Origin of the sequence: Hyalangium ruber, from assembly GCF_034259325.1 — a bacterium.
Classification (GTDB): Bacteria; Myxococcota; Myxococcia; order Myxococcales; family Myxococcaceae; genus Hyalangium_A; species Hyalangium_A rubrum.
Genome location: NZ_JAXIVS010000015.1, coordinates 255,106 through 268,581, shown reverse-complemented (window position 1 = coordinate 268,581; position 13,476 = coordinate 255,106). Strand labels below are relative to the sequence as shown.

At 67.9% G+C, this 13,476-nt stretch carries 11 protein-coding genes; 8 read left to right on the top strand and 3 right to left on the bottom strand.

The genetic code is table 11. The annotated features are described in order from the left end of the window. Window positions 1-99 precede the first annotated feature (99 nt). The 3 genes from leuS to SYV04_RS35145 form a co-directional block, all read right to left on the bottom strand. Window positions 100-2,592 carry a leucine--tRNA ligase gene (gene leuS, locus SYV04_RS35155; RefSeq protein ID WP_321550383.1) on the bottom strand — a complete coding sequence of 831 codons (2,493 nt, stop codon included), beginning with the start codon at window positions 2,590-2,592 and terminating at the stop codon, window positions 100-102. Window positions 2,593-2,700: 108 nt separating this feature from the next. Continuing rightward, window positions 2,701-3,357 carry a hypothetical protein gene (locus SYV04_RS35150; protein ID WP_321550382.1) on the bottom strand — a complete coding sequence of 219 codons (657 nt, stop codon included), beginning with the start codon at window positions 3,355-3,357 and terminating at the stop codon, window positions 2,701-2,703. 111 nt (window positions 3,358-3,468) lie between these two features. Then, window positions 3,469-3,957 (bottom strand): NUDIX hydrolase, encoded by a 489-nt coding sequence (locus tag SYV04_RS35145; RefSeq protein WP_321550381.1) that lies wholly within the window; start codon window positions 3,955-3,957, stop codon window positions 3,469-3,471. Between the two features lie 47 nt (window positions 3,958-4,004). On the opposite strand from SYV04_RS35145, the gene SYV04_RS35140 reads away from it, so the two are divergent. The 8 genes from SYV04_RS35140 (at window position 4,005) to SYV04_RS35105 (ending at window position 13,476) form a co-directional block, all read left to right on the top strand. Continuing rightward, window positions 4,005-4,763 carry a glucose 1-dehydrogenase gene (locus tag SYV04_RS35140; protein WP_321550380.1) on the top strand — a complete coding sequence of 253 codons (759 nt, stop codon included), beginning with the start codon at window positions 4,005-4,007 and terminating at the stop codon, window positions 4,761-4,763. A 74-nt stretch (window positions 4,764-4,837) separates the two neighbouring features. After that, on the top strand, window positions 4,838-5,059 hold the full coding sequence (locus SYV04_RS35135; protein WP_321550379.1) for a DUF3185 family protein: 222 nt from the start codon (window positions 4,838-4,840) through the stop codon (window positions 5,057-5,059). A 74-nt stretch (window positions 5,060-5,133) separates the two neighbouring features. Continuing rightward, the gene (locus SYV04_RS35130) at window positions 5,134-5,538 is read left to right on the top strand and encodes a CBS domain-containing protein (RefSeq protein WP_321550378.1); all 405 of its coding nucleotides are present in this window, start codon (window positions 5,134-5,136) and stop codon (window positions 5,536-5,538) included. A gap of 153 nt (window positions 5,539-5,691) precedes the next feature. Continuing rightward, on the top strand, window positions 5,692-8,397 hold the full coding sequence (locus SYV04_RS35125; protein WP_321550377.1) for a M20/M25/M40 family metallo-hydrolase: 2,706 nt from the start codon (window positions 5,692-5,694) through the stop codon (window positions 8,395-8,397). Between the two features lie 73 nt (window positions 8,398-8,470). Continuing rightward, window positions 8,471-8,677 (top strand): hypothetical protein, encoded by a 207-nt coding sequence (locus SYV04_RS35120; protein ID WP_321550376.1) that lies wholly within the window; start codon window positions 8,471-8,473, stop codon window positions 8,675-8,677. Window positions 8,678-8,688: 11 nt separating this feature from the next. Further along, complete coding sequence (locus SYV04_RS35115; RefSeq protein WP_321550375.1) at window positions 8,689-9,594, top strand: aldo/keto reductase; 906 nt, start codon at window positions 8,689-8,691, stop codon at window positions 9,592-9,594. Continuing rightward, entirely contained in the window at window positions 9,591-11,234 is a 1,644-nt protein-coding gene (locus tag SYV04_RS35110; protein WP_321550374.1) for an NAD(P)/FAD-dependent oxidoreductase, read from the top strand. The genes SYV04_RS35115 and SYV04_RS35110 overlap by 4 nt, the downstream gene beginning before the upstream one ends. A 139-nt stretch (window positions 11,235-11,373) precedes the next feature. Then, a complete protein-coding gene (locus SYV04_RS35105) occupies window positions 11,374-13,476 on the top strand; it encodes a catalase (RefSeq protein WP_321550373.1) in 2,103 nt (700 codons plus the stop codon).

The window sequence follows — 13,476 nt, the reverse complement described above, 5'->3', positions numbered from 1 at the left end:
TGTAGGTTACGGCCCTGACACCAATGCTCTCGCGCCATGCCATGAGGCCAGGCAGGTCTCGTTGTGGTGAGTCATGGCAATCCTATCGAGCTCAGGTGCTCAGACGACGACATTCACGAGCGTACCCCGCACCACGATGATCCGCTTGGGGACCTTGCCCTCGAGGTGTCGCTGGACCGGTACCAGCTCCAGCGCGCGGGCCTTCAGCGCCTCGTCCGGAGTACCGCGAGGCACGTCGAAGGTGGCCCGCAGCTTTCCGTTCACCTGCACCGCCACCGTCACGGACTCCTTGACGGTCAGCGCTGGGTCGAACGTGGGCCAGGGCTGGGTACACGCGAAGGGCGCATGCCCCAGTCGTTCCCACATCGCCTCGGCCGTATGCGGCGCGAAGGGGGACAGCAACAACGTCAACGTTTCCAGATCGGCTCGCGTGGCACCGTGGACCAGCTCGCCCACGTACTCCATCAGGCTGGAGATGGCCGTGTTGAACTTGAACAGCTCGATGCGCTCGCCGACTGCCTGGATGGTGGCGTGGCGCAAGCGCAGGTGCGGATCGTCTGAGGGTGCCTTGGCGGCGGCCCACTCATCTACCAGCCGCCAGACGCGTCCCAGGAACCGGCTGACGCCCTCGATGCCGCGCACGTCCCAGGGCTTGCTCAGCTCGAAGTCGCCCATGAACATCTCGTACAGTCGCAACCCATCCGCGCCGTAGCGCTCGACGACCTCGTCCGGGTTGATGACGTTCTTCTTCGACTTCGACATTTTCTCGATCCGCGACGCCAGCGAAGAGCCGTCCTCCTTCAGCGTGGGTGGCTCCGTGCTCAGGTCGATCTCGTCGTAGCCGCGATAGCGGCCCTGCGAGTCCTGGTAGCTGTAGGCCAGCACCATTCCCTGGTGGCGCAGCTTCTGGAACGGCTCTCGAGTGGACAGCAGCCCCAAGTCGAACAGGAACTTGTGCCAGAAGCGCGCGTACAGCAGGTGCAGCACGGCGTGTTCGGTGCCACCGACATACAAGTCCACTGGCAACCAGGCGTCGGCTGCCTTCCGGTTGAACGGGGCCTGCGCATTCCGAGGATCCGTGAAGCGCAGGTAGTACCAGCACGAGCCCGCCCAGTTGGGCATGGTGTTGGTCTCACGCTCGGCGGGACCTCCACACTGGGGGCACGTCGTCTCCACCCAGTGTCGCATCGCCGCCAGCGGGGACTCGCCCGTGCCCGAAGGCTCATAGCGTTCCACGTCGGGCAGGGTGACGGGCAGCTGGTCCTCGGGTACCGGGACGGCGCCACATCCGCGCTGACAGTGGATGATGGGGATCGGCTCGCCCCAGTACCGCTGCCGGGAGAAGACCCAATCGCGCAGGCGGTAGGTGGTGGTCGCCTTGCCCACGCCCCGTTCCTGGATCCAGGCGATCATCTTCTCCTTCGCCTCGTGGGTCGGCAGGCCCTCCACAGCAGGCGAATTCACCGCTACGCCCTCGCCGGTGAATGGCTCGGTCTGGACGTCCTGCCCTCCGCGCACCACCTCGACGATGGGCAGCCCGAACGTACGAGCGAACGCGTGGTCACGCTCGTCATGCGCGGGCACCGCCATGATGGCGCCCGTGCCGTAGCCCGCCAGCACGTAGTCCGCGATCCAGATGGGGATGCCCTGGCCCGTGGCGGGGTGGGTGGCCATGGCGCCCGTGGCCACGCCCGTCTTCACCCGCGTCTGGTCCGTGCGCTCCATGTCGCTCTTGGCACGTGAGGCCTGGCGGTACGCCTCCACCGAAGCCCGCTGCTCGGGCGTCGTCAAAGCGGGGACCAGCGGGTGCTCCGGCGACAGCACCAGGTACGTGGCGCCGAACAACGTATCCGGCCGCGTGGTGAAGACCCTGACCGGGCCCGCCGGCGTGGGGAACTCGATCTCCGCCCCCACGGAGCGGCCAATCCAGTTGCGCTGCATGGCCAGGGTGGACTCCGGCCAGTCCAACCCCTCCAGGTCATCCACCAAGCGGTCACCGTAGGCGGTGATCTTCAGCATCCACTGGCGCATGTCGCGCCGCTCCACGGGAGTGCCGCACCGCTCGCACTTGCCGTTGTGGACCTCTTCGTTGGCCAGCCCCGTCAGGTCCTTCGGGCACCAGTTGATGGGCACCATCGCCTGGTAGGCCAGCCCGCGCTCGTGCAGCTTCAGGAAGATCCACTGCGTCCACCGGAAGTACTCGGGGGACGTCGTCGACAACTCCCGCTCCCAGTCATAGGACAGGCCCAGCGCCTGGATCTGTTGCTTGAAGGTGCGGATCGCCGCGGCGGTGGTCTTCGCCGGGTGGACGCCGGTGGAGATGGCGTAGTTCTCGGCGGGCAGCCCGAAGGCATCCCAGCCCATGGGGTGGAGCACGTCCCAGCCCTGCATCCGACGCCACCGGGCGATGATGTCCGTCGCCGTGTATCCCTCGGGGTGGCCCACGTGGAGGCCGGCGCCGGAGGGATAGGGGAACATGTCCAGGATGTACGCCTTGGGCCGGTTCGGGTGGAGCGTGGCGCGGAAGACGCCAGCCTGCTCCCACCGCTCCTGCCACTTCCGATCATTCGTCCGAGAATCGAAGGATGACATGGGGATCTGAACTTACACACGCGTCCCCGAGTTCAGGTCTGACCTTCGAGAGGCGCGCCCTCCGTCCTGGCTCGAGGAACGGAGGGCCGCCGCTTCACGGCGAGGGGCTCAGGCGCGCGCCTGGGCGACCGCCTGCTCGACGTACTTGATGCCCTTCGAGGTGATCGCCTTGCCCTTCTTGGTCTCCTGGGCATAGCCGGTGTGCGTGCGCAGGGCCTTGGCGGCGTTGGGGGCGGCGTAGGAGACGCCGAGCTCCTCCCAGAAGCGCGAGGTGGTGCCGGAGGTCACCTCCAGGTCCAGCGAGCGCGCCAGGTAGAGCGGAATGAGCGAGCGCAGCAGCTGGTCCTTCTGCTGCTGCCCGGCGGAGATCAGGCTCTTCTGGTTCGGGTGAGCCCGCAGAGCTTCCACGAGCCGGGTGACGGCCTCGGTGGTCGCGGCCTTCCCCGCGCCACGGCCCTGGCTCGACTTCGCGGCGCGCTTGGGCGCGGCCTTCCGAGCGGCGGGCGCGGCCTTCTTGGCGGCACGGGCCGGGGTCTTGGCGCGCGGAGAACGGGTCGCGGAGGTCTTCTTGCTCTTGGCTTCTGGCTTCTTGGGCATGATGGACTCGGGTGCAGAGGACTGGGAATGCTCGCTACGTACAGGGGGGATGCTGTCCAGGGGCTCGCCCTTCGGATCACGCCACAGCCGCGCCTTGAGCTCGCCCGCCAACTCGGTGAGTCCTGAGCGCTTGATCAGCGAATCCAACCAACTGGGACCGGAGAACACCGGTGGAACCTCCTGGAAGACGGGGGCGAAAGCTACACAGCTCACCGGGTTGTGCGCCAGTGGGGTGTATCGATCCTGGCGGATCCGGGCTGATCAGCGCCCCCGGTTTCTTTATATCCGGCTGAAGGACCAGTTCACCGCGCGTCCTTGTGCATAGGGCATGACGCCGTGGAAGGCGCGCGGATCCGCGTCGAACACCAGCGGCAGGAAGTATCGGTCACCATCCCACAGCGGCAGACCCATGATGTCCTTCACGGGGACCCAGGACAATTCCCCCTCCGCGTTGCGCTCCAGCGGCGTGCCCGTGAAGCGATCGATCCGGAAGACGAAGCCGAGCCAGTCCTCGCCCTTGGGGCCGAAGCCCGGCCAGCTGATGGTCCCGCGCAGCGTCAGCTCCACGCATTCGATGTTCGCCTCCTCGCGGATCTCGCGGCGCATGCAGGCGACGACATCCTCGTCCGGCTGCATCTTCCCGCCCAGGCCGTTGTACTTGCCCAGGTGCGCGTCGTCCTTGCGCGCGTTGCGGTGGATGAGCAGCACGCGCTCGCCGTCGGGAGACATCACATAGCCGAGGGTTCCGATGATCGGGGTATAGGGCATGGCGTCCGGTGCATACCGCAAGCCGGGCTGACAAGGAGCACTTCATCATGTCCACGACGCAGCGACTGGCCCAGAAGACGGCCGTGATCACCGGCGGAAGCACTGGCATCGGCCTGGCCACCGCACGGGCTTTCATCCAGGAAGGCGCCCGGGTGATCATCACCGGCAAGAGCGAGGAGAACCTCGCCGCCGCCGTCCGGGAGCTCGGGCCCCAGGCCATCCCCGTACGTGCCGATGTGCGCAAGCTGGAGGACCTGGACGCGCTGGCCCAGCGGGCCCGGGAGCTCTTCGAGCACGTCGATGTGCTGTTCGCCAACGCGGGCCGGGGATGGTCCGCCACACTCGAGCAGGTGACCGAGGCGTTCTACGACGAGCTGTTCGACACCAACGTGAAGGGCGTCTTCTTCACCGTGCAGAAGCTGGCGGGGCTGCTCCGGCAGGGCTCCAGCGTCATCCTCTGCTCCTCGACGGTGAGCGAGAAGGGCGCGCCCGCCTCCTCCACCTATTTCGCCACCAAGGCGGCAGTGCGCTCTCTGGCGCGCACGCTGGCCGTCGAGCTGGCGCCTCGCGGCATTCGCGTCAACGCCATCAGCCCGGGAATGGTGCCCACCGAGTTCCAGGGCAAGATGGGCGTTCCTCCCGAGGTGATCGACGGCTTCTACAAGCTGGTCACCCAGGTGACGCCCCTGGGGCGCCTCGGCCGGCCCGACGAGATCGCCAAGGCCGTGCTCTTCCTCGCCAGCGATGAGTCCTCCTATATGACCGCCGGGGACCTGCTTGTGGACGGGGGATACCGGGACGTCTGAGGTATCTTGCGCGCGTTCATCCCGGGGATGGAGGCCTGAATGCCTCCAGCGTCGCGGGGTGCCAGGGAGGCAACGTGGGTGCTGGCCGGATCTTGGGAGTGATGCTCGCCGTGGCGGGAGGCGTGCTGCTGTGGTTCGGGGTGCAGGCGAAGGACTCGCTCGCGGAACGGGCCTCCCACGCGCTCACCGGGCGCTACTCCGATCGCACCACCCAATACCTCGTGGGGGGAGGCGCGGCGGTGGCGGGCGGCGTCCTGTTGATGCTGTTCGGCGGTGGCGGGCGTCGACGGAGGTAGGGTGCGTCCAGTGGTGGGCTTGGCGTTCAAGCTCCGGTTGACGCCCTTTCCTGGCAGCCAGTAGACCCGGCGACATGAAAGGTCACGCCCGCAACATGATGACCGCGCCGGTGCTCTCGGTCGGCCCGGACGCTTCCCTGGCGGAGATCGCCCGCTGCATGGCCGGCGCGCGGATTGGCGGTGTCCCCGTGGTGGGCGCCGAGGGGCGGGTGGAGGGCTTCGTCAGCGAGAGTGATCTGCTGGGCGCGCTCCTCGCCGAGCGAGCGCTTTCGACCCGGGCCTCCGAGATCATGACGCACTCCGTCCTCTCGGTGGATGAGTTCGACCGGACGGAGGAGGTGATGGAGCTGCTGCGCAAGCACCGGATCCACCACCTCCCGGTGCTCCGCGCGGGCCAGCTCGTGGGGATGATCACCCCCTCCGACGTGGTCCGCTTCATGGTCGAGCACGTCCTGACGGAGCCTCCCAAGGTGGGGTGAGCCACCCGACCTGCCAGGATTCGTGAAGTTCGTTGAGCCATCGAGGAGGCGGTGCCATGGTTCCCGGCCATGAAGCGCTGCCTACCTCTCCTCGCGATCCTGTTCTCTTGTGCTACCCCCTCGACTCCTGGCCCCGCGCCTTCGGACGCGCCTGTGCCGAAGGCGACCCTGCTCCCCGAGGAGGTCCGGCTGGCGGAGTTGCGCCAGCTCACCTTCGGCGGTGAGAACGCCGAGGCCTACTGGTCCTTCGACGGCAAACAGCTCTCCTTCCAGGCGAAGCGTGGAGAGATGGGCTGTGACCGCATCTTCCGGATGACGGTGGACCCGGTGGCGGAGACCCAGGTGTCGAGCGGGCAGGGCGCCACGACGTGCGCGCACTTCCTGCCCGGGGACCAGGAGCTGATCTTCGCCTCGACGCACCTGGGCGGAGAGGCCTGCCCGCCGAAGCCCGATCGCTCCATGGGCTACGTCTGGGCGCTCTACGACTCCTACGACGTCTTCAAGTCGCGCGCGGATGGCAGCGGGCTGACGCGGCTGACCGAGGCCCCCGGCTACGACGCGGAAGGGACCGTCTGCGCCAAGGATGGCTCGATCATCTTCACCTCGGTGCGCGACGGCGACCTCGAACTGTACCGCATGGACCGGGATGGCTCGAACGTGCGCCGGCTCACCCACGCGCCCGGCTACGACGGCGGCGCCTTCTTCAATGCCGACTGCTCGAAGATCGTCTGGCGCGCTTCGCGGCCGCGGTCCGACAAGGAGCTCCAGGACTACCAGGGCCTGCTCGCGCGGGGGCTGGTGCGGCCTTCCAAGCTGGAGCTGTACGTCGCCAACGCGGATGGCTCGGAGGCGAAGCAGATCACCTGGCTCAACGCCGCCTCGTTCGCGCCGTTCTTCCACCCGAACGGCAAGCGCATCCTCTTCTCGACGAACTACGGCGATCCGAAGGGCCGCGAGTTCGACATCTGGGCGGTGAACATCGACGGCTCGAACCTCGAGCGCATCACTCACGCGCCGGGCTTCGACGGCTTCCCCATGTTCTCGCCCGATGGACAGTGGCTGGTGTTCTCCAGCAACCGCGCCACCGCGCCTGGGCAGGGCGACACCAACATCTTCCTCGCGCGGTGGGTGGAGAGCGCCAAGCCGAGCGCAGCGCTCCCCGAGACCGCCGCGGACCGCACGGCGAAGGACGTGGCGTTCCTCGCCGCCCCGGAGCGAGAGGGGCGCGGCATTGGGACGCCGGGACTGGAGGCTGCCGGCGCGTACGTCGAGACGCGCTTCAAGGAACTGGGGCTGAAGCCCGCGGGCGACCAGGGCTCCTTCCGCCAGGCCTTCCCGGTGACGACGTCGGTGCGGAGCGGGCCGAAGACGCAGGTGAAGCTCGGCGGCGCGTTGCTCCCGAGTGAGTCCTACACGGTGCTCGGCTTCTCCGGGCAGGGCGCGGCGCAGGGACAGCTGGTGCTGGCGGGCTACGGCATCGTCGAGCCGTCACTGAAGGTGGACGACTACGCGAAGCGCGACGTGAAGGGGAAGATCGTCGTGGTGCGGCGCTTCGTGCCCGACACCGCCACCTTCTCCGAGACCGAGAAGCAGCGGCGCTATGGCGACCTTCGCTACAAGGCCTGGACGGCGCGGGAGCGGGGAGCCAAGGCGCTCGTCATCGTCGACTGGCCGGAGCAGCCGTCTCCTCCCGTGAAGGACTGGCAGATGCCCTCCGAGGCGGCGCTGCCCGGCTCTTTCTCCGAGGGCGCGGGCGACGTGGGAATCCCCGTGGTGGTGGTCAAGCGCGCCGCGCTCGAGCCCCACATGAGCAAGCTGACCGGGGGCAAGCGCCTCGATGCGAGCGTCGAGGTGCAGCTGGAGTTCGAGAAGAGCCAGGCCTTCAACGTGGCCGGCATGCTGGAGGCGGGCGAGGGCAAGCTGCCGGGGACGATCGTGATTGGCGCCCACTACGATCACCTGGGCTACGGCGGTCGCGACTCGCTCGCGCCCGACAAACAGGAGCCGCACGTCGGCGCCGATGACAACGCCTCGGGTGTCGCCGCGCTGCTGGAGATCGCCCGTCAGCTCGCGGAGAACCGCGCGGGGCTCAAGCGCGATGTGCTCTTCCTCGCCTTCTCGGGAGAGGAGGCGGGGGTGCTCGGCTCTTCGTTCTTCACGCGCCAGCGGGGGGACGCGGGCATGAAGCAGATCGCCGCCATGCTGAACCTGGACATGGTCGGGAGGCTGCGTGGCAACAAGCTGTCGGTGCTCGGAGCCGAGTCCGCCGCGGAGTGGATTCCCCTGATCTCCGCCGCCTGCGAGAAGGCGCGCGTCGAGTGCGCCTCGAGCGGGGATGGCTACGGCCCGAGCGACCACTCTCCGTTCTACGCGGCCGGAGTGCCGGTGCTGCACTTCTTTACCGGCGCCCACTCCGACTATCACAAGCCCTCGGACACGGCCGAGGGTGTGAACGTGGCGGGCCTGGCGCAGGTGGCCAGCATCGTCTCGACCATTGCCCAGGGGCTGGGAACTCAGTCCGCGCTCACCTATCGGCAGGTGCCCTCGCCGACGCCTCGCGGCGATCTGCGCAGCTTCAACGCCTCGCTCGGCACGGTGCCGGACTACGCGGGGCTGCCCAACGGACAGAAGGGCATGCTGCTGGCCGGGGTTCGGCCCGGAGGCGCGGCGGATGTGGCCGGTCTGCGGCGCGGTGACGTCCTCATCCGGCTCGGCAAGCACGTCATCGGCGGCGTCGAGGACCTGATGTACGTGCTCAATGCCTCCAAGCCGGGCGAGACGATCACGGCGGTCGTCCTCCGGGAAGGCAAGGAACTGAAGCTCGACGTGACGTTCCAGGAGAGCAAGCGGCCTCGATAGGGGCGCTGCCTCCCATATTCCGCCGGGGCCGTGCATAATGGGCCCCGGGGACAGTTCGTCACCGAGGACACCCATGTCGAATCAGAAACCTCCCCCCAAGAGCCGCGCGGACAAGGTCTACACCGCGTTGCAGGGGGATGATGAGTTCAGCGTGTTCTCGGTGGACCCCGATGCCCGAAAGCCCATGGTGGACCTTGGGCTGAAGGAGACGGTCAACCCGGTGGCCACGCCGCTGTCGCGTTCGATCGTACGTCTGTTCCGGAAGATCTTCGGTTCCTGAGCCGGGGCCTTATGCGCGTGAAGATGGCAGCCGAGGGCCCTGAGGTCTCCCGGCTGGCTTATGGGGTGTGGCGGCTGCTGCAGGATCCGGACGGAGCCGACGCCCAACGGATCCTCGCCAAGATCCAGACCTGTCTCGACTGCGGCATCACCACCTTCGATCACGCGGACATCTACGGTGGCTACCGCGTCGAGGAGGCCTTTGGCGCCGCGCTGCGAGCCAGCCCTGGACTGCGGCAGCGGATGGAGCTGGTGACGAAGTGCGGAATCATGTTGGTGGATCCCGCGCGACCGCAGAACCGGCTCAAGCACTACGACTACTCGCGCCAGCACCTCGTCGCGTCCGTGGAGCGCTCGTTGCGCAACCTGGGCACGGACTACCTGGACGTGCTGCTGCTGCACCGGCCCAGCCCGCTGCTGGATCCGCAGGAGGTGGCCGAGGCGCTGCGCGCGTTGGTGGAGCAGGGCAAGGTGCGCCACGTGGGCGTGTCCAACTTCACCGTGGCGCAGGTCGACATGCTGGCCAGCTGGCTCCCCATGCCGCTGGTGACGAACCAGGTGGAGCTCCATCCGCTGCGGCTCGAGCCCTTTCTGGACGGGACGTTGGACCAGTGTCTGCGGCGGCGGATGTCCCCCATGGCGTGGTCGCCTCTGGCGGGTGGGCGGCTGGTGAATGGCCAGGGAGCGGCCGAGGCGCGCGTCCGGGCCGTGCTGGTGGAGCTGGGGCGCAAGTACGGCGCGGACCTGGACCAGATGGTCTTCGCCTGGCTGCTGCGGCACCCGTCGCGGATCATCCCGGTGCTGGGGACGAACCGGCTCGAGCGCATCACCTCGGCTGCCCGGGCACTTTCGCTGCAGATGGAACTCCAGGACTGGTTCGCCGTGTGGAGCGCTGCCACGGGGGCCGAGGTTCCATGACGGCCGCGGATGCGGCGCGGGACATGGTGGCGTTCATCCAGGAGAAGGCGGGGCTTCGGGAGCTGAACCGCCATGACATCGCCGAGCTGAGCGATGCCGCCGCCGGTCTGGTCGATGCTCATGGGCGGGTCACCCCCGCGCTCCAGGAGCTCCTCTACACCGTCGAGAGCACGTTCCGCTCTCGCTTCGATGCCAGTGCCGCCGCCGCTTTCCAGAGCTGGGTCGCGCGGATGGGCGCCCGGATGCGGGGCCCCATCACCTTGCCCGAGGAGGAGACGCCCTACTGGCAGCTCCTCCCGAACCCCCTGGCGGACTTCCGCTCCACTCCACGCCTCCCCGAGGAGGTGGACCTGCTCATCATCGGCGCGGGCCTCACGGGGGCCTCGGCGGCCTATCACGCCGTCGAGCTGGCGCGGGCCGGCCAGCGCGTCGCCGTCATCGACATGGCGGATCCCGCCAGCCAGGCCAGTGGGCGGAATGGCGGCAACTTCGAGCTGATCCCCGAGAACTTCCTGGGACCCTACGAGGGACTCGTCCGCGAGCGGTTCAAGTACCTCCAGGCCGTGTACCCGGACTGCGACGAGGCGACCCTCCAGGAGCAGGCCGACCGCCAGGCGCGGCTGGTGGTCGACTTCGGCAAGCGCAACAGCCGGCGCTTCACCCAGCTCGTCACCCAGGAGGGAATCGACTGCGACTTCTCTCCCCTCGGCTGGCTCCGCATCGCTGAGACGGCGGAGGAGGAAGCGGCGCTCGCGGGAGAAGTCGCCCTCGTCGGAGACGAAGACCTCCTGGTGTACTGGAGCAAGGAGAAGATCTTCGCGGAGCTGGGGCTGCGCGCGTACTTCGGTGGCCGGTGCGCGCCGAGGAGCGGCAACTACCACCCGCGCAAGTTCGTCTGCGGGGTGCTCCAGAAGGCCATCGCGCGGGGCGTCGGGCTCTACACCCGGGTGCGGGTCGACAACGTGGTGACCGGTGCGGGCCCCGATCCCATCGTCTGCACGGCGGAGGGAGACATCCGGGCCCGGAGGGTGATCGTCGCGACCAACGCGTTCACCTCGCACCTCTTCCCCGAGCTCGAGAAGATCGAGTGCTACCAGAGCCAGATCCTGAACCTGGAGCACGTCGAGGACCGCCTGAAGGGGATGACGGTCACCGAGAAGAAGGGGGACCTCTATTACAACTTCCCCCAGGCCACGCGGTACGTGGATGACCAGAACGTGCGGCGCGGCATGCTCCACGTGGGCGGAGGCCTGGATCGGCCCGCGCCCGCTCCGGAGGACCTTCAGCGCTCGAACGCGGTGCTCGGGCTGGTGAAGGCGGGGACGGACCGGCGCTTCCCGGACACCCGGGGCCAGCCTCCCTCGCGGGTGTGGACGGGGCCGATGGCGTTCACGCCCGACCGGATGCCGGCGATCGGGTTCTTCCGCCGCACGGGGGCCGACCCTCGGAGCCTCATCGTGGCGGCGGGCTTCAACGGCTACGGCGGCAGCTACTGCGTCGAAGCTGGATACACCGCTGTCGAGCTGGCGAGGACCGGGCAGGTGCCGCCGGAGGTGCCGGAGGACGTCTTCTCGCCCCAGCGCTTCCAGGTCCAGCTCCCGTTGTTCCCGCTTAGCCCGGCGCGTCAGACGCGGAAGTAGTTTCCGCTGCAGAACGCTGCGAGGCGTGATTCGTGTCGCCGCGTCCGCCACTGGGCAGATATCTGGGCGTGCGGGGTAACAAACCCAGCGCTCGGACATGCCTTCATTACGTTGCCGCATCCCTCATGGAGGCAACGCGGTGGCCAAGAACAAGCCCGACTCGGTACACATCGATGAAGACAGCAAGGACAAGGCGCTCGAGCACAATCGCGTCGAGCAGCAAGGTCAGTACCTGACGACGGACCAGGGCATCAAGATCGAGAACACCGACGACTCGCTCCGTGCCGGGCGGAGAGGGCCCACGCTGCTCGAGGACTTCCACTTCCGCGAGAAGATGACGCGCTTCGATCACGAGCGCATCCCCGAGCGGGTCGTCCATGCGCGCGGCTCGGCGGCGCACGGCTACTTCCAGGTCTACGAGTCGATGAAGGAGCTCACCCGGGCGCGCTTCCTCCAGGACCCTTCCGTGAAGACGCCGGTCTTCGTGCGTTTCTCCACCGTGGCGGGCTCGCGCGGCTCGGCGGACACGGTGCGCGACGTGCGCGGCTTCGCCGTGAAGTTCTACACGGAGGAGGGCAACTTCGATCTCGTCGGCAACAACATCCCCGTCTTCTTCATCCAGGACGGCATCAAGTTCCCGGACGTGGTCCACGCGGTGAAGCCGGAGCCGCACCACGAGATGCCGCAGGCAGCCTCCGCGCATGACAGCTTCTGGGACTTCGTCTCGCTGGTGCCCGAGACGGCCCACATGGTGATGTGGACGATGTCCGATCGCGCGCTGCCGCGCAGCTACCGGATGATGGAGGGCTTCGGCGTCCACACCTTCCGGTTCGTGAACGCGGAGGGCGTCTCGCGCTTCGTCAAGTTCCACTGGAAGCCGCTGCTCGGCACGCACTCGCTCGTATGGGACGAGGCCCAGAAGCTGGCCGGCAAGGACCCCGACTACCACCGGCGAGACCTGTGGGAGGCGATCGAGCTGGGCGACTTCCCCGAGTACGAGCTGGCGGTTCAGATCATCGAGGAGGAAGCAGCGGAGAAGCTGGGGATCGAGCTGCTCGATCCGACGAAGCTGGTGCCCGAAGAGCTCGTCCCGGTGCGCCGCATCGGCAAGCTCACGCTCAACCGCAACCCCACGAACTTCTTCGCCGAGACGGAGCAGGTGGCCTTCTGCGTGGCGAACGTCGTGCCGGGGATCGACTTCACCAACGATCCGCTGATGCAGGCACGGCTCTTCTCGTACCTGGATACGCAGCTCACGCGGCTGGGAGGCCCGAACTTCGCGGAGATCCCCATCAACCGTCCGTTGGCGCCGGTACACAACCACCAGCAGGACGGCTTCCACCGGCAGACCATCAACGCCAGCCGCGCCAACTACCACCCGAACTCGCTCGGGGGAGGGTGCCCGATGATGGCCTCGGCCGCCCAGGGCGGCTTCACGCACTACCCGGAGCGCGTGCGGACCGAGAAGACGCGCGTGCGCAGCGAGAGCTTCGCGGATCACTTCAGCCAGGCAGGGATGTTCTTCCGCAGCCTGTCGGCGCCCGAGAAGACGCACCTCATCGACGCCTGCCGCTTCGAGCTCGGCAAGGTCGAGATCAAGGAGATCCGGGAGCGCGTCCTGGATCTGTTCTCCAACATCGATGGGGAGCTCACGGCACGGGTCGCCGAGGGGCTCGGACTCCCAGCCCCGACGACGAAGTCGATCCCGAAGAGCCCCGTTCAGGTGGCACCGTCCCTCAGCATCGAGAACACGAAGAAGGACTCGATCAAGACGCGCCGCATCGCCGCGCTCATCGCCGACGGCGTGGATGCCGCCGAGCTGATCGACGTGCGCGCGGCCTTGGAGCGCGAGGGCGCGAAGGTGAAGATCGTCGCCAAGCACCTGGGCACGGTGAAGGGCGAGGGAGGCCATGCCGTGGAGGTCGACAAGAACTCGATCACGACGGCCTCGGTCGAGTACGACGCCGTGCTCATCCCGGGAGGCGCCGCGAGCGTGGAGGCGCTGAAGAAGGACGGCGAGGCGCTGCACTTCCTCCAGGAGGCCTACCGGCACTGCAAGCCGGTGGGCGCGACGAAGGAGGGCGTGGAGTTGCTGCGCGCCTGCGGGATCGATCCCAAGGCCCCGGGTGTCGTCACGCACGCGAAGGGGGGAGACGTGGCCACCTTCGTCACCGGGTTCACCGCGGCCATCGCGAAGCATCGGCACTGGGACCGTGCCGACAAGGACCGCATCCCCGCCTGA

Bases quoted from the DNA above. Each gene is read 5' to 3' on its own strand.
- SYV04_RS35110 (WP_321550374.1), top strand. From the start codon at position 9,591: ATGACGGCCGCGGATGCGGCGCGGGACATGGTGGCGTTCATCCAGGAG.
- SYV04_RS35130 (WP_321550378.1), top strand. From the start codon at position 5,134: ATGAAAGGTCACGCCCGCAACATGATGACCGCGCCGGTGCTCTCGGTC.
- SYV04_RS35115 (WP_321550375.1), top strand. From the start codon at position 8,689: ATGCGCGTGAAGATGGCAGCCGAGGGCCCTGAGGTCTCCCGGCTGGCT.
- SYV04_RS35145 (WP_321550381.1), bottom strand. From the start codon at position 3,957: ATGCCCTATACCCCGATCATCGGAACCCTCGGCTATGTGATGTCTCCC.
- leuS (WP_321550383.1), bottom strand. From the start codon at position 2,592: ATGTCATCCTTCGATTCTCGGACGAATGATCGGAAGTGGCAGGAGCGG.
- SYV04_RS35140 (WP_321550380.1), top strand. From the start codon at position 4,005: ATGTCCACGACGCAGCGACTGGCCCAGAAGACGGCCGTGATCACCGGC.
- SYV04_RS35120 (WP_321550376.1), top strand. From the start codon at position 8,471: ATGTCGAATCAGAAACCTCCCCCCAAGAGCCGCGCGGACAAGGTCTAC.